Annotated in this window: 13 protein-coding genes; 10 read left to right on the plus strand and 3 right to left on the minus strand. The window is 68.8% G+C overall.

The genetic code is table 11. The features are described 5' to 3' along the window. Entirely contained in the window at positions 1-672 is a 672-nt protein-coding gene (locus tag V7Z82_RS02140; RefSeq protein ID WP_334147509.1) for a CoA transferase subunit B, read from the plus strand. Beyond that, positions 665-1870: an acetyl-CoA C-acetyltransferase gene (locus V7Z82_RS02145; protein ID WP_334147511.1), complete on the plus strand. Its 1206-nt coding sequence runs from the start codon at positions 665-667 to the stop codon at positions 1868-1870. The genes V7Z82_RS02140 and V7Z82_RS02145 overlap by 8 nt, the downstream gene beginning before the upstream one ends. A gap of 24 nt (positions 1871-1894) precedes the next feature. On the opposite strand, the gene V7Z82_RS02150 is transcribed toward V7Z82_RS02145, so the two are convergent. After that, positions 1895-2194, minus strand: a complete 300-nt coding sequence (locus V7Z82_RS02150) for a hypothetical protein (RefSeq protein ID WP_334147513.1) — start codon at positions 2192-2194, stop codon at positions 1895-1897. Between the two features lie 219 nt (positions 2195-2413). Between V7Z82_RS02150 and V7Z82_RS02155 the strand changes: the two genes are divergently transcribed. The 7 genes from V7Z82_RS02155 (at position 2414) to ilvC (ending at position 11247) form a co-directional block, all read left to right on the plus strand. Further along, positions 2414-3661 (plus strand): MFS transporter, encoded by a 1248-nt coding sequence (locus V7Z82_RS02155; RefSeq protein ID WP_334147516.1) that lies wholly within the window; start codon positions 2414-2416, stop codon positions 3659-3661. Between the two features lie 103 nt (positions 3662-3764). After that, entirely contained in the window at positions 3765-5174 is a 1410-nt protein-coding gene (locus V7Z82_RS02160; RefSeq protein WP_334147518.1) for an alpha,alpha-trehalose-phosphate synthase (UDP-forming), read from the plus strand. A 59-nt stretch (positions 5175-5233) separates the two neighbouring features. Beyond that, the gene (gene otsB / locus V7Z82_RS02165) at positions 5234-6031 is read left to right on the plus strand and encodes a trehalose-phosphatase (RefSeq protein ID WP_334147520.1); all 798 of its coding nucleotides are present in this window, start codon (positions 5234-5236) and stop codon (positions 6029-6031) included. A 9-nt stretch (positions 6032-6040) separates the two neighbouring features. Beyond that, the gene (ilvD, locus tag V7Z82_RS02170) at positions 6041-7759 is read left to right on the plus strand and encodes a dihydroxy-acid dehydratase (protein ID WP_334147522.1); all 1719 of its coding nucleotides are present in this window, start codon (positions 6041-6043) and stop codon (positions 7757-7759) included. 73 nt (positions 7760-7832) lie between these two features. Continuing rightward, positions 7833-9635 carry an acetolactate synthase large subunit gene (locus V7Z82_RS02175; RefSeq protein ID WP_334147524.1) on the plus strand — a complete coding sequence of 601 codons (1803 nt, stop codon included), beginning with the start codon at positions 7833-7835 and terminating at the stop codon, positions 9633-9635. Positions 9636-9638: 3 nt separating this feature from the next. Beyond that, positions 9639-10148 (plus strand): acetolactate synthase small subunit, encoded by a 510-nt coding sequence (ilvN, locus tag V7Z82_RS02180; protein ID WP_045280449.1) that lies wholly within the window; start codon positions 9639-9641, stop codon positions 10146-10148. Between the two features lie 70 nt (positions 10149-10218). Further along, positions 10219-11247: a ketol-acid reductoisomerase gene (gene ilvC, locus V7Z82_RS02185; RefSeq protein ID WP_045280448.1), complete on the plus strand. Its 1029-nt coding sequence runs from the start codon at positions 10219-10221 to the stop codon at positions 11245-11247. Positions 11248-11319: 72 nt separating this feature from the next. Here the strand turns inward: ilvC and V7Z82_RS02190 are convergent, their stop codons facing one another. Beyond that, the gene (locus tag V7Z82_RS02190) at positions 11320-14154 is read right to left on the minus strand and encodes an FAD-binding and (Fe-S)-binding domain-containing protein (protein ID WP_334147528.1); all 2835 of its coding nucleotides are present in this window, start codon (positions 14152-14154) and stop codon (positions 11320-11322) included. A 75-nt stretch (positions 14155-14229) separates the two neighbouring features. Between V7Z82_RS02190 and V7Z82_RS02195 the strand changes: the two genes are divergently transcribed. After that, a complete protein-coding gene (locus V7Z82_RS02195; protein ID WP_334147530.1) occupies positions 14230-14892 on the plus strand; it encodes a GntR family transcriptional regulator in 663 nt (220 codons plus the stop codon). A 12-nt stretch (positions 14893-14904) separates the two neighbouring features. On the opposite strand, the gene V7Z82_RS02200 is transcribed toward V7Z82_RS02195, so the two are convergent. Further along, positions 14905-15846, minus strand: a complete 942-nt coding sequence (locus tag V7Z82_RS02200; protein ID WP_334147532.1) for a hypothetical protein — start codon at positions 15844-15846, stop codon at positions 14905-14907. Between the last annotated feature and the right edge of the window lie 5 nt (positions 15847-15851).

The following is a 15851-nucleotide window of genomic DNA, read 5'->3' on the forward strand; positions in this document are numbered from 1 at the left end:
ATGGCACGCACTCGCGATGAGATGGCCGCCCGCGCGGCCGCGGAGCTGCAGGACGGCGCCTACGCCAACCTCGGTATCGGCCTGCCGACGCTCGTGCCGAACCACGTGCCGGCCGGTGTCACCGTCGTGCTCCAATCCGAGAACGGCATCCTGGGCGTCGGACCGTATCCGAGCGAGGCGGCCGTCGATCCCGACCTCATCAACGCCGGCAAGGAGACCGTGACGGTGCTCCCGGGAGCCGCGTTCTTCGACTCGGCGACGAGCTTCGGCATGATCCGCGGCGGCAAGATCGACGCGGCGATCCTCGGCGCGATGCAGGTGTCGGCGGGCGGCGACCTGGCGAACTGGATGATCCCGGGCAAGATGGTCAAGGGCCCGGGCGGGGCGATGGACCTGGTCCACGGTGCCGGCCGGGTGATCGTGCTCATGGAGCACGTCGCCAAGGACGGCTCGGCCAAGATCGTGCACGAGTGCTCGCTGCCGCTGACCGGTCGCGGCGTCGTCGATCGCATCATCACCGACCTCGCGGTCATCGATGTGACCGATGCAGGACTCGTGCTCGTCGAGACCGCCCAGGGCGTCACGATCGATGAGGTGATCGCGGCGACCGAGCCGCCACTGACCGTCCCCGCCGAACTCAGGAACCAGAGCACAGGAGCGAACCATGGCTGAGACAGCCACCGTCGAGAACACCACCGACATCGTCATCGTCGCAGCCGCGCGTACCCCGCAGGGGCGGCTGAAGGGGCAGCTCGCCTCCTTCACGGCGCCGCAGCTCGGCTCCTTCGCGATCGCAGGAGCACTCGAGCAGGGGTCGATCGATCCGACAGACATCGATGCAGTGATCGTCGGTCAGGTGCTGGCCGCAGGCTCGGGGCAGAACGCCGCTCGGCAGGCCGCGATCGGGGCGGGGCTCGGCTGGGATGTCCCGGCGCACTCCGTCAACAAGGTGTGCCTGTCGGGGCTGACCGCGATCATCGACGCCGCGCGGATGATCCGCACCGGTGACGCGGACGTCGTGGTCGCTGCGGGCATGGAGTCGATGACTCGGTCGCCGCACCTGCTGATGGGCTCGCGCGACGGCTGGGCCTACGGCAGCGTCGAGGTGCTGGACCACATGGCGTACGACGGACTCACGGACGCGTACGACCGGGAGAGCATGGGCGCATCCACCGAGCGACACAACGCCCGGTACGAGCTCACGAGGGAGGCGCAGGATGCCGTGGCTGCGCGCTCGCACCAGCGGGCGGCCGCTGCGCAGTCGGCCGGCGTCTTCGCTGCCGAGATCGTCGAGGTCTCGGTGCCGCAGCGTCGTGGCGAGCCGATCCTCGTCACGGCCGATGAGGGCGTGCGCCCTGACACGACCGTGGAAACGCTCGGCGGTCTCCGCGCCGCCTTCGCGGAGGGCGGATCGATCACGGCAGGCAACTCCTCGCAGATCTCGGACGGCGCATCTGCGGTCGTCGTGACGTCGCGGGCGGTCGCCGAGGCGAAGGGCTGGTCGGTGCTGGTCACCGTCGGCGCGAGCGGCCAGACCGCAGGACCGGACAACTCGCTGCACGCGCAGCCGGCTCGCGCCATCGAGCGCGCGTGCGAGAAGCAGGGGATCACCCCGGCCGACCTCGACCTCGTCGAGATCAACGAGGCGTTCGGCGCCGTCGTGGCGCGGTCGCAGGTCGAGCTCGGACTCGATCCGGAGATCGTGAACATCCACGGCGGCGGCATCGCGATCGGTCACCCGATCGGCGCATCCGGCAACCGTCTGGTGGTGCACATCGCGCATGAGCTCGCACGCCGTGGCGGCGGGACCGCTGCGGTCGGGCTCTGCGGCGGCGGCGGTCAGGGCGAGGCGCTGATCCTCACGCGCTGAGTGGTGCGTCCGGGGTACGCGAGCTCAGGAGCGCTTGTCCGACGCGTGCCCCTGGGCGTCCGCCAGCGCCTTCTGCGAGCGGAACTGCAGACGCTGCGCCTTCTTCGACTTCTTCACCGACTGCGGTGAGTCGGCGTCGACGAGCACGCCCCGGCGTTCGCGATTCATGTCGACAACGGCGCCGACAGCGAGCGCCATCGTGATGCCCCAGCTCACCCAGGAGAGCGCGGCGCGCCAGGTGATGGGCTCCTGACGGGTGCCACGCAGCAGCGAGATCCCGGCAGAGATCGCGGCGATGAGTCCGGTGCTGAAGAGGTAGCGCATGCCCCTACGCTACCTGTCAGCAGCCCGGGGTGTCCCGAGGCTTGACAACTGGCCGCGCATCGCGGATGGTGACGCGATTCCCAGGCGCTCGGGAGCGCCAGGCGCTACCATGGGAGAGTCGCGGCTCGTCCGCGGCCGCACACCGTGTATCTACCGGCCGTCGGCATTCCGGCGGACAGCGGCGGCACCCGAGACCGCGTCTGCGGGCGCGCGAGAGCCATGACACACACGAACACCTCGGCGCAGCCGAGTCTCTTCCGCATCGCCGGATTCCCCTACTTCCTGATCGCGTTCATCGCGCGGCTGCCGTTCGCCATGATGGTCGTCGGCGTCCTGACCGTCGTCGTCTCCGCGAGAGGCTCCCTGTCGCTCGGCGGGCTCACCTCCGCTGCCGTCGGACTCGGCACGGCCTGCTTCGGACCCCTGCTCGGCGCCGCGGCCGACCGCTTCGGCCAGCGCCTGGTGCTGAGCATCCTCGCCGTGGCGAACGGGTCGATGCTGGTGCTGTTCACGGTCGTCGTCTACGGATCGGCGGCCGACGCCTTCGTGCTGCTCGCCGCTGTCGGCATCGGCGCGACGGCGCCGCAGGTCGCGCCGCTGTCGCGTTCTCGTCTGGTCACGATCATCCGCGATCGGATGCCGGAGGAGCGGCGAGCGAAGACCGTCTCCGGAACCATGGCCTACGAATCCGCAGCGGACGAGACGGTCTTCGTGTTCGGTCCGTTCATCGTCGGCATCCTCGCCTCGGCGATCGCGCCGTGGGCGCCGCTCGTCGGCGCAGCCGTGCTCACGGTGGTGTTCGTCGGCGCCTTCGCGCTGCATCCGAGCGGCCGTCACGTCTCCAAGGACAGGGGAGAGGACGGCAAGGCGCTCTCCTCGGTCTCCGAGCTGTTCCGTCCGCAGCTGCTCGTGGTGATCCTCGGAATCCTCGGCGTCGGCATGTTCTTCGGCACCATGCTCACCTCGCTGACCTCGTTCATGGCGGACCGGGGTGTTGCCGAGCAGGCCGGCCTCCTCTACGGCGTCATGGGTGTCGGCTCAGCGGTCCTCGCGCTCGGTGTCGCCTGGCTGCCGCCGGCGTTCTCGCTGCGGGCGCGCTGGCTGGTCTTCTCCGGCATCCTGCTCAGCGGCTCACTGCTCCTCGGTCTCGTCGATTCGCCGGCGATGATGATGCTCGCCCTGGCCATCATGGGCATCGGCATCGGCCCGACGCTCGTCACGCAGTACAGCTTCGGCGCCGCGCTCAGCCCGCTCGGGCGTTCGGCGACCGTCATGACGATGCTCGGATCCGGGATCGTGGTCGGGCAATCCATCGGGGCGGCCGTCGCCGGCGAGATCTCCGAGAACGTCGGCACCTCGGCGGCGCTCGTGCTGCCGATGTTCGCTGCTGCCGTCGCATTCGGCGCCGGTGTCGTGAACTGGGTCCTGAGCAACCCGCGTCGTCGTCGGCACACCGTCACGGCCTGACTGGCCACCGCCGGTCGGCAACCTCGATAGCCTGGGGTGAACCCCCGGTGTCAGGAATGATCCTCGACAGCCCGGGGCGAACCCCCGGGTGTAAGGAGTCCTCTTGGTCGCTGCAGAATTCGTGGTGGTCGCCAACCGACTTCCGGTCGACAGAGTCGAAGGTCCGGACGGCGAAGAGCAGTGGCGGGTGTCGCCTGGCGGGCTGGTCGCAGCACTCGAGCCGATGATGCGCCGCGTGCACGGCGCCTGGGTCGGCTGGGCAGGCCAGGCAGACCTCGAGATCGCGCCGTTCGAGCACGACGGGATCGATCTCATCCCGGTCGCGCTGACCGCCGACGAGGTCGCCGAGTACTACGAGGGCTTCGCCAACGACACGATCTGGCCGCTGTACCACGATGTGATCGCGCCGCCGCAGTTCCACCGGGAGTGGTGGGACGCGTATGTCACGGTGAACCGCCGCTTCGCCGAGGCCGCGGTCGCCGCCGTCGGCGAGAACGGCACGGTCTGGGTGCACGACTATCAGCTGCAGCTGGTGCCGCAGATGGTGCGCGAGCTGCGCCCTGACGTCACGATCGGCTACTTCCACCACATCCCGTTCCCGGCACACGGGCTCTACGCGCAGCTGCCGTGGCGCGACCAGGTGCTGCGCGGGCTGCTGGGTGCCGACGTGATCGGGTTCCAGCGCGTCCAGGACGCGACCTACTTCCTCACGGCGGTAAAACGTCGACTGCGCTACGAGGTCAAGGGCTCGCACGTCGCGGTGCCCGACGACCAGGGCGGCACACGGACGGCGCTCGCGAAGGCCTTCCCGATCTCGATCGACACCGCGCCGTATCTCGAGCTCGCGGAGCGCGAGGACATCAAGGCGCGCGCGATCGAGATCCGCGAGAGCCTCGGCAACCCGGATCGCATCCTGCTCGGCGTCGACAGGCTCGACTACACCAAGGGCATCCGCCACCGCATCAAGGCATACGGCGAGCTGCTCGCCGAGGGGCGCCTGAAGGTCGAGAACGTGACGCTCGTGCAGGTCGCGAGCCCCAGCCGCGAGCGCGTCGACGCCTACGTGCACCTGCGCGATGAGATCGAGCTGGCTGTGAGCCGCATCAACGGCGACACCGACACCATGGGGCACACGGCGATCCGCTACCTGCACCAGGGCTATCCGCGTGAGGAGATGGTGGCGCTCTACCTCGCCGCCGACGTGATGCTCGTCACCGCGCTCCGTGACGGCATGAACCTCGTGGCGAAGGAGTATGTCGCCACCCGAGCCGACAACCGCGGCGTGCTGGTGCTCAGCGAGTTCACCGGCGCTGCCGATGAGCTGCGTCAGGCCGTGCGGGTGAACCCGCACGATATCGAGGGCGTCAAGGAGGCGATCATGACCGCGGTCGAGATGCCGCCGGCCGAGCAGTCCAAGCGCATGCGCTCGCTGCGACGACGAGTGCTCGACAACGATGTGAACGCCTGGTCCTCGTCGTTCCTCGCCGCGCTCGACGAGGTGCACCCGCACTGAATTCGATGGCCGTCAACGCACGGCCATACTGGAGACGACCCCCTGAGAATGGAGACCCTGTGACGCGCCAGTGGACCCCCGGTGAGACCGACGACGACCTGCAGGCCATCGCCCGCACTGAGCGACTGGTCGTCGCACTCGACTTCGACGGCACGGCATCCCCCCTCGTTCCCGACCCGATGGCCGCGCGTGCGCTGCCGGAGGTCGCGACACAGGTCGCCCGGCTCGCAGCGCTGCCGAACACGGTCGTCGCGTACGTCTCGGGCCGCAGCCTGCACGATCTCCGCATCATCACCGAGCATGACGACGACTCCGTGATCGTGCTCGCAGGCTCCCACGGGGCGCAGTACTGGTTCCCCGGCGAGGGCGAGGCGGATGCCACGGGCGAGGCCACGGCGGAGGGCGCCCGCGAGGCGCTCTGGGACGCCGCTCGTCCGATCATCGAGCGATACGAGGGCGCCGAGTTCGAGCCGAAGACCTTCGGCATGGGCGTGCACACCCGCCGCGCCGAGCGCGACGTCGAGGAACAGGTCTTCGCCGAGATCGATGCACTGGTCGCCGAGCGGTTCCCGCACTGGCGCCGACGCGCCGGCCACCGCGTGCTCGAGTTCTCCTCGCGCACCGAGGGCAAGGACACCGCGATGGCGGCGCTGCGCGAGAAGTTCGACGCGACCGGCATCCTGTTCGCCGGCGACGACGTGACCGATGAGGACGGCATCCGGGTGCTCGGGGCCGGCGATCTCGGGGTCCGTGTCGGCCCGGGGGAGAGCCACGCCGCCCTGCGTGTGGAGAACCCACAACAGATGGCACAGCTTCTGGAGACGCTCGCGGACGAGCGGGCCGCGGCGCAGGAATAGACTTCCTGCATGTCCCCGCACGAAGCAGCCGCCACCGCGTCCATCGACATCAAGCCGCGCAGTCGCGTCGTCACCGACGGGATCGAAGCCACGACCTCCCGCGGCATGCTCCGAGCCGTCGGAATGGGCGACGCCGACTGGGAGAAGCCCCAGATCGGGATCGCGTCCAGCTGGAACGAGATCACCCCCTGCAACCTGAGCCTGGACCGCCTGGCACAGGGTGCGAAGGAGGGTGTGCACTCCGGCGGCGGGTACCCGCTGCAGTTCGGCACCATCTCCGTCTCCGACGGCATCTCGATGGGCCACGAGGGCATGCACTTCTCGCTCGTGTCGCGCGAGGTCATCGCCGACTCGGTCGAGACCGTGATCATGGCTGAGCGCCTGGACGGCACAGTGCTGCTCGCCGGGTGCGACAAATCGATCCCCGGCATGCTCATGGCCAGCGCGCGTCTCGGCCTCTCGAGCGTCTTCCTCTACGCCGGCTCGATCGCGCCCGGCTGGGTCAAGCTCTCGGACGGCACCGAGAAGGAGATCACGATCATCGACTCCTTCGAGGGCGTCGGCGCGTGCCGCGCCGGCCGGATGACGGAAGAGGACCTCAAGCGCATCGAGTGCGCCTTCGCACCGGGCGAGGGAGCATGCGGCGGCATGTACACCGCCAACACCATGGCCTCCGTCGCCGAGGCACTCGGCCTCAGCCTTCCCGGATCCGCCGCACCGCCCTCGGCCGACCGCCGTCGCGACTACTTCGCGCACCGCTCCGGCGAGGCCGTCGTGAACCTGCTCCGCCAGGGGATCACCACCAAGGACATCCTGACGAAGGAGTCCTTCGAGAACGCGATCGCCATCGCCATGGCGCTCGGCGGTTCGACCAACGTCGTGCTCCACCTCCTCGCGATCGCCCGTGAAGCCGAGATCGACCTCGACCTGCACGACTTCAACCGCATCGGCAGCAAGACGCCCCATGTCGCCGACATGAAGCCCTTCGGCAAGTACGTCATGAACGACGTCGATCGCCACGGCGGCATCCCGGTGCTCATGAAGGCGATGCTCGACGAGGGGCTGCTGCACGGCGACGCGCTCACCGTCACCGGCAAGACCGTCGCGGAGAACCTCCGCGAGCTGAACCCCGCTCCGGTCGACGGCGACGTGATCCACACCTTCGACAACCCGATCCACGCCTCCGGCGGCATCACGATCCTGCACGGATCGTTCGCGCCAGAGGGCGCGGTCGTGAAGTCCGCCGGCTTCGACGCCGACGTGTTCGAGGGCCCTGCCCGAGTCTTCGAGCGCGAGCGCGGTGCGATGGACGCGCTGGCGAACGGCGAGGTCAAGGCGGGAGATGTCGTCGTCATCCGCTACGAGGGCCCCAAGGGCGGACCCGGCATGCGCGAGATGCTCGCGATCACCGCGGCCATCAAGGGCGCTGGACTCGGAAAAGATGTACTACTCTTGACGGACGGACGATTCTCAGGCGGCACAACCGGCCTGTGCATCGGCCACATAGCACCCGAAGCGGTGGACGCAGGTCCAATCGCCTTCGTGCGCGATGGTGATCTGATACGGGTCGATATCGCAGCTCGCTCTCTCGACCTACTCGTCGACGAGGCGGAGCTCGCCTCCCGCCGTTCTGGCTGGGAGCCGCTTCCCCCGCGCTATACCCGTGGCGTTCTTGCCAAGTACTCGCGCCTCGTGCGGTCAGCCGCCGAGGGAGCGACCACAGGCTGACACCCTTCGACAGATGCAGGACCGAGTTCCGCACTCGGCCAGACGTCGCCACAGATCACGATGAAGGAACCTCATGACCGCTGAATCCGCGTCGGCCGTGCCGCGGCCGCCGTCCCGCCAATCCACCGCTCCTGAGCTCACCGGCGCAGAGGCCGTCGTCCGCTCCCTCGAGCTCCTCGGGGTGACCGACGTGTTCGGCCTTCCCGGCGGTGCCGTGCTCCCGCTCTACGACACCCTGATGGGCGACAACCAGCTGCGCCACATCCTGGTGCGTCACGAGCAGGGCGCCGGGCACGCCGCCGAGGGCTATGCAGCAGCATCGGGCAAGGTCGGCGTCGCCATCGCGACCTCCGGTCCCGGTGCCACGAACCTCGTCACCGCGATCGCGGACGCCTACATGGACTCGGTGCCGCTGCTGGCCATCACCGGCCAGGTCTTCTCCACGCTGATGGGGACCGACGCATTCCAGGAGGCCGACATCGTCGGCATCACGATGCCGATCACGAAGCACTCCTTCCTCGTGAAGGATGCCGCCGACATCCCCGCCGCGATCGCCGCCGCGTACGAGATCGCCTCGACGGGTCGCCCCGGTCCTGTGCTCGTGGACATCACGAAGGACGCGCAGCAGAACTCGGCGCCGTTCGTCTGGCCGCCGAAGATCGACCTCCCCGGCTACCGTCCGGTGACCAAGGCGCATGGCAAGCAGATCCAGGCCGCAGCCGCGCTGCTCGCCGCCGCGAAGAAGCCGGTGCTGTACGTCGGCGGTGGCGTGATCCGCGGCCGTGCGTCGAAGGAGCTGCTCCAGCTCGCCGAGGCGACCGGTGCACCAGTGGTGACGACGCTGATGGCACGAGGGGCGTTCCCCGACTCGCACGAGCAGCACCTCGGCATGCCCGGCATGCACGGCACGGTGCCCGCTGTGCTCGCGCTGCAGGAGTCCGACCTGCTCATCTCGCTCGGCGCACGGTTCGACGACCGCGTCACCGGCAAGGCGAGCCTGTTCGCGCCGAACGCCAAGGTCGTGCACGTCGACATCGACCCGGCCGAGATCTCGAAGATCCGCACCGCAGACGTCCCGATCGTGGGCGATGTGCGCGACGTGCTGGTCGACCTCGAGGCAGCGTTCCGCACCGCGATCGGCGATGCGACGCCGGACACCGAGGAGTGGTGGTCGTACCTCAACGGTCTGCGCGCCGAGTTCCCTCTCGGCTACGCGCCGTCCAGCGACGGTCTGCTCGCGCCGCAGTACGTGATCAAGCGCATCGGCGAGCTCACCGGTCCTGAGGGCGTCTTCGCCTCCGGTGTCGGCCAGCACCAGATGTGGGCCGCGCAGTTCATCAAGTACGAGCGTCCGAACGCGTGGCTCAACTCGGGTGGAGCCGGCACGATGGGCTACTCGGTGCCGGCAGCCATGGGCGCCAAGGTCGCAGAGCCCGACCGCGCGGTCTGGGCGATCGACGGCGACGGCTGCTTCCAGATGACCAACCAGGAGCTCGCGACCTGCGCGATCAACAACATCCCGATCAAGGTCGCGATCATCAACAACTCCTCGTTGGGCATGGTGCGCCAGTGGCAGACGCTGTTCTACGACGGACGCCACTCGAACACCGACCTGAACACGGGTCATGGCACCGTCCGCATCCCGGACTTCGTGAAGCTCGCCGAGGCGTACGGCTGCCTCGCGATCCGAGTGGAGAAGGAGGACGAGGTGGATGCAGCCATCCAGCTCGCCCTCGACACCAACGACCGCCCTGTCGTGATCGACTTCGTCGTGAGCGCCGACTCCATGGTGTGGCCGATGGTTCCCCAGGGCGTGAGCAACAGCTACGTCCAGTACGCGCGTGACCACGCGCCGACGTTCGATGAGGAGGCCTGAGACATGTCGACCCACGTGCTGAGTCTGCTGGTGGAGAACACTCCAGGACTGCTCACCCGCGTCGCCGGGCTGTTCGCCCGTCGCGGCTTCAACATCGACTCCCTCGCAGTCGGCGTGACCGAGGTGCCCGGCATCTCGCGCATCACGGTCGTCGTCGACGTCGAGGATCTGCCCCTCGAGCAGGTGACGAAGCAGCTCAACAAGCTGATCAACGTCATCAAGATCGTCGAGCTCGACTTCCCGACGTCGGTGCAGCGCGAGCACATGCTCGTGAAGGTGCGCACCGACAATTCGACGCGCTCGAACGTGATCGAGGTCGCCAATCTGTTCCGCGCCTCCGTCGTGGACTACGCCTCGGACGCACTGGTCATCGAGGTGACCGGCGACAAGGGCAAGATCGACGCCCTGCTGCGTGCGCTCGAGCCCTTCGGCATCAAGGAGATCGCCCAGTCGGGGCTGCTCGCCATCGGCCGCGGCGGCAAGAGCATCACCGAGCGCGTCCTGCGCGGCTGACACCAACTTCCCTGGGGTCCTGAGCGTGTCGACGGTCCCCGACAAAACCACGAACAAGGAGAAACACACTGTGAGCACCGAGATCTTCTACGACGCAGACGCCGACCTGTCCCTGATCCAGGGCAAGAAGGTCGCGATCGTCGGGTACGGATCGCAGGGTCACGCCCACGCGCAGAACCTGCGCGACTCGGGCGTCGAGGTCGCCATCGCGCTCAAGGAGGGCTCCAAGTCCGCTCCGAAGGCCGAAGAAGCCGGCTTCCCCGTGAAGACCGTCGCCGAGGCCACCGAGTGGGCCGACGTCATCATGATCCTCGCGCCGGACCAGCACCAGCGCATCATCTACAGCGAGTCCATCGCCCCGAACCTGACCGCGGGCAAGACCCTCGCGTTCGCACACGGCTTCAACATCCGCTTCGGCTACATCGACGCTCCCGAGGGTGTCGACGTGATCCTGGTCGCCCCGAAGGCTCCCGGTCACACGGTTCGTCGCGAGTTCGTCGCAGGTCGCGGCATCCCGGACATCATCGCGGTCGAGCAGGACGCTTCCGGCAAGGCCTGGGACCTCGCGCTCTCGTACGCGAAGGCCATCGGCGGCACCCGTGCCGGCGTCATCAAGACCACGTTCACCGAGGAGACGGAGACCGACCTCTTCGGCGAGCAGGCAGTGCTCTGCGGTGGCGTCAGCCACCTCGTGCAGGCCGGCTTCGAGACCCTCACCGAGGCGGGCTACCAGCCGCAGATCGCCTACTTCGAGGTGCTGCACGAACTGAAGCTCATCGTCGACCTGATGTGGGAGGGCGGCATCGCCAAGCAGCGCTGGTCGATCTCCGACACCGCCGAGTTCGGCGACTACGTCTCCGGTCCCCGCGTCATCGACGCTCGCGTCAAGGAGAGCATGCAGGGCGTCCTCGCAGACATCCAGTCCGGTGCCTTCGCCAAGCGCTTCATCGACGACCAGGACAACGGTGCCGAGGAGTTCCTGGCGCTGCGCGCCAAGGAAGAGCAGCACCCGATCGAGGTCACCGGCAAGGAGCTGCGTTCGCTCTTCGCATGGAAGCAGCAGGACGAGGACTACGTCGACGGTTCGGCTGCACGCTGATCTGCTGATCTGATCCACGAAAGAACGGGCGTCCCGAGTGGGGCGCCCGTTCTTTCGTCGTCCGGCCCCAGCTCAGCCGCGCGTGAGCTCCTCGAGCACCTCGACCACGTGGCGATAGGGCTGGCCGGTCGCGCGGGTCATGCCGATCTCGCAGGTGCGGTTCGCCGAGACGAACGCGTCGAAGCCGCCGCGGTCGGCCTCCGCTGCGCGGACCTCGGCCGATTCGACCTCGGTCGCGCTGGCGGTGAGCTCTGGGTGCAGCATGCCCCGGTCGCCGGCGAAGGCGCAGCATCCCCAGCCGTCCGGCACGAAGACATCGGATGCCACGGCTGCGGCGATCTCGGTGAGCGCGCCGGTCGCGCCCAGCGCGGTCGTGGAGCAAGTCGGATGCACGGCCACGCTGCCGAGCTTGGCCGACACGGTCACGCGCGGGAGCACCTCCCTGGCGATGTAGGTGGTCGCGTCCTCGATCACGAGCGCGGCGTACTCGGGGTACTCGGCGACGGATTTCGCGAGCATGGTGTGCAGTCCCTCGGTGCACGATGCCGCGTCGCAGACGACCGGGAGCTCGCCGTGCCGGCTGGCCGCCCAGAGGGAGGAGAGCACCCGCTGCGTCATCCGGTCGTACCCGGCGAGGTGGCCCTTCGACTTCCATGGGGTGCCACAGCACATCCCGCCGGTGTCCTCGGGGATCACGACGGCGATCCCGGCGCGGTCGAGCAGCGCGCGCACCGCGTCTCGCGAGCCCTCGCCATGGCCCTCAGCTCCGAACATCGTGCCGATGCACGCGCCGAAGAACACGGCTCGGGCATCGGCGGGGTTCTGCGCCGCCGGAGCCTTGGTGCCGCCGCGGGGGAGTCCGCCGTCATAGAGCGGGACGGTGTCGGCGCCGAGGACGGCGCGACCGAGCTGTGTGACACCCTGCACGAGGGGTGCGGGCATCGCGGCGGCGAAGGTCAGCGCGGTCCCGCCGACGCGGGTCACCGCACCCCAGCCCTTCGCCGCGGCATCCCACACCGCATCCTCGAGCTTGGACGACTCCTCGGCGCGCAGTCGGCGCACCAGGTCGCCCGTGTTGATGTCGACGGGACAGGCCACGCCGCACATGCCGTCGACCGCGCACGTCTGCACGCCCTCGTAGTCGTAGTCGGATCTCAGCTCCGCCAGCAGCTCGGTGTCGCCCTGCTCTTCGGCCCAGGCCATGTCGCGGCGGATCACGATGCGCTGCCGTGGCGTGAGCGTGATGCTCTTGCTCGGACAGGTCGGCTCGCAGTACCCGCACTCCACGCAGCGGTCGACCTCGGACTCGACGGTCGGCACGCGCTTCAGGTCTTTGAGATACGAGTCCGGATCGTCGGACAGCACGACACCGGGGTTGAGGATGAGACCGGGATCGAACAGTCGTTTGATCTCCCACATCATGTCGGTGAGCGCATCGCCGTACTGCCGACGCACGAACGGCGCCATGATGCGTCCGGTGCCGTGCTCGGCCTTGAGCGAGCCGTGCTGGCCGAGTACGAGCTCGACCAGGTCGTCGGTGAAGCGCCGGTACCTGGCGACGCTCTCGGGGTCGTCGAAGCGCTCGTTCAGCAGGAAGTGGACGTTCCCGTCCTTGGCATGCCCGAAGATCACGGAGCCCTCATACCCGTGTTCGGTGAACAGCTCGATCAGGCGCTCGCACGTGACGAGCAGGCGGTCGACCGGCACGACGATGTCCTCGAGGAGTGCCGTGGTGCCGGACGGGCGCGCGCCGGCGACCGCCGTGTACAGCCCCTTCCGCACGTGCCAGAGCGCTGCACGCTCGGCCGCGTCCGTCGTGAGACGCGGTGCGACCGCGAGCGGGAGCGCGTCGAAATGCGCCTGCGCGATCGCGCGTGCGTCGGCCAGGGAGTCTTCGTTCCGGGCATGCACCTCGACCAGCAGCGCCGCGTGATCGACGACCTCGATCTCGGCGATCGTCACCGGGACGTCGCTGAGCCCCTGCGCGACCCGCAGCGAGGCCGCGTCGAGCAGCTCGATCGTCGCCAGGCCGAGTCCGGTGAGCGCGGGGAGTGCGCCCATCGCGTCGGAGAGCGTCTCGAACACGAGCAGTCCGGTGGCGATCGACGGACGCACCTCGATCGTTCGGAATCGTGCTTCGGCGACGAAGGCGAGCGTGCCCTCCGAACCGATGATGAGGTGCTCGACGATGCGCACCGGATCGTCGAAGTCGAGCAGGGCGTTGAGTCCGTAGCCCATCGTGTTCTTCATCGAGAACTGCTGCCGCAGGAAGGCGACGTGCTCCTCGTCGGCGAGCAGACGCGCGCGGAGTGCGAGCAGGCCATCGGCGAGTTCCGGCTCGGCGGTGCGCAGCACAGCGTTCGCCTCCGGGTGGGCGGTGTCGAGGATCGTGCCGCTCGGCAGCACGATCAGCATCGACTCGATGGTCTGGTACGAGTTCTCGGTGATGCCGCAGGCCATGCCGCTGGAATTGTTCGCCACGACGCCGCCGATCGTGCAGGCGATCTCGCTCGCCGGGTCGGGGCCGAGCTTCCGGCCGTGGCGGATGAGCCTGGTGTTGACCTGGCGGACGGTCGCGCCCGGTCCGACTCGGACGCTCGCGCCGCCGTTCTCGACGGCGATATCGCGGAAGTGGCTGCGGGTGTCGACCAGGATGTCGCCGCTCACGCTCTGTCCCGACAGACTCGTCCCGCCGGAGCGGAACGTCATGGTGCGACCGGCCGCGCGGACCGCTGTGAATGCGCGGGCGACGCCCTCGGCGTCCGCCGGCGAGAGCACGGCATCCGGGATCAGCAGGTAGTGCGAGGCGTCGTGCGCTCGGGCGAATCGATCGATCGAGCGCGTGTGGACCTGCGTCGCCTCGCCGAGGAGAGCGGCATCGAGCGGGTCGGCGAGGGTGGTGGGCACAGCATCCTCCAGAGATGGCGCAACGGATTGTCAGACAAGTGTACCGAGATCGAACGTGATCGATAGGCTGGCGGCATGACGACGACTTCGGATGCCGCGCTCGGCATCGTGGGTGTGGTGGATGCCGTCACCGCGCAGCTGCGAACCCGTATCCTCAGCGGCGAGATCCGCGCCGGGGCACCGCTGACCGAGGCCGCGGTCTCCCAGACCTACGGCGTTGCCAGGCCGAGCGCGAAGGCCGCGATCGAGCAGCTCGTCGCCTCAGGGCTCCTCGTGCGCACGGCGCACCGCAGCGCCCGCGTCGGCGAGATCGATCCGGATGCGGTGCGCGACGTGTATCGCACTCGGGCGCGCCTGGAGAGTGCTGCGTTGCGCGAACTCGCAGCAGCGCGATCGGTGCCGCGGGCCGCGGTCGATGCGAACGCCGAGCTCCTGGCGATGCCACCAGGCCCCGATACCGGCACCGTCGACCCCGATCTGCGATTCCACACCGCACTGATCGACGCGCTCGACAGCGATCGCACCGGCAGGATGTATCGCAGCGTGCTCGACGAGGCACGGCTGTGCATGGCGCAGGTGCAGGGCAGGCGACTGCTCGACGCAGCGGTGATCGCGGCGCAGCACGCCGAGATCCTCGAGGCCGTCGCCGCCGGTGCGGGGGAGCGAGCGGTCGAGGTGCTCAGGCACCACCTCTCCTCGGCGGAGGAGCGGCTGGTCGAGGCGATCCGCGCCGAGTAGCGCAGACCGCGGTCACTCCGCAGGCGCCTCCGCGACCTCGATCGGCGCGTCGGCGGGGTTCGCCCACACCGGAGCGGGCAGGACCGTGTCGACCTGTCCGGCCTGGATCGCGCGGAGCGCCTCGGTGATCTCCTCGGTGTTCTCCGGCACGGCCAGGCCGCAGGCGTTGAGCTCCGAGGTGAACTGCAGCGTCAGGCGGATCTTGCCGGCCTCGATCGCCTCCGCCGTCGTGCCGGTGCGGATCTCGCTGCCGGTCTGGATCGCCGAGACCTCGTCGCACACGTGATAGACGGCCCCGCCGTCGACCCACACGACCTCGTCCTTGCCGAGGAGCTGGATCACGGCGGACTGGTCAGCGGTGTACTGCTCGACGGACGGCGGGTTGAAGTCGACGCCGATGATCGTCGCGAGGGCGGCGAGGGCGATGCCGATGATGCCGGCCGTCGTCTTCTGGCCCTTGCTCATGTCCTTGTTCAGGAAGATCAGGATGATGAGCGGCAGGAACGCCACGATCGCGATGATGGCGCCGAGCTGGTTCTGCACGAAGAAGCGCACGGTGTCGGACTTGCGGGCGGGGTCCAGGCGGTTCGCCTTCTTCCAGAGCACCGATCCGGTGATCGCGAGGGCGGCGATCACGACGAGCGCGACCAGCAGCGCGATGAACGCCCACTGCGGGAACGTCGCGGTCACACCCTGTTCCTGGAGCAGCCCGGTTTCGGGGTCGCGCACGAGCGTGCCGTCCTCGCCGACGAACTCGCGCTGGCGGAGCAGCCAGAAGATCGAGACAGCCTCGCCGATGATCGCGAGCGCCCACAGCGCTGCGGCGATCCAGCGGAAGGTCGTCGCCTTCTGCTTCGCTGCGGCGGTCGGCACCCATCCTGCCGGCGGTTCGCCGACGGCATCTGCTGCCGGCGTCTGCTGTTCGGCGGCGACCTTCTTGTTCTGCTCGGCCACGGTGT

Source organism: Microbacterium sp. (assembly GCF_036823965.1).
GTDB lineage: Bacteria > Actinomycetota > Actinomycetes > Actinomycetales > Microbacteriaceae > Microbacterium.

What these genes read in the sequence shown, in the direction of transcription:
- V7Z82_RS02140 (WP_334147509.1), top strand. Translation starts at nt 1, where the DNA reads ATGGCACGCACTCGCGATGAGATGGCCGCCCGCGCGGCCGCGGAGCTG.
- V7Z82_RS02145 (WP_334147511.1), top strand. Translation starts at nt 665, where the DNA reads ATGGCTGAGACAGCCACCGTCGAGAACACCACCGACATCGTCATCGTC.
- V7Z82_RS02150 (WP_334147513.1), bottom strand. Translation starts at nt 2,194, where the DNA reads ATGCGCTACCTCTTCAGCACCGGACTCATCGCCGCGATCTCTGCCGGG.
- V7Z82_RS02155 (WP_334147516.1), top strand. Translation starts at nt 2,414, where the DNA reads ATGACACACACGAACACCTCGGCGCAGCCGAGTCTCTTCCGCATCGCC.
- ilvD (WP_334147522.1), top strand. Translation starts at nt 6,041, where the DNA reads ATGTCCCCGCACGAAGCAGCCGCCACCGCGTCCATCGACATCAAGCCG.
- V7Z82_RS02175 (WP_334147524.1), top strand. Translation starts at nt 7,833, where the DNA reads ATGACCGCTGAATCCGCGTCGGCCGTGCCGCGGCCGCCGTCCCGCCAA.
- ilvN (WP_045280449.1), top strand. Translation starts at nt 9,639, where the DNA reads ATGTCGACCCACGTGCTGAGTCTGCTGGTGGAGAACACTCCAGGACTG.
- V7Z82_RS02195 (WP_334147530.1), top strand. Translation starts at nt 14,230, where the DNA reads ATGACGACGACTTCGGATGCCGCGCTCGGCATCGTGGGTGTGGTGGAT.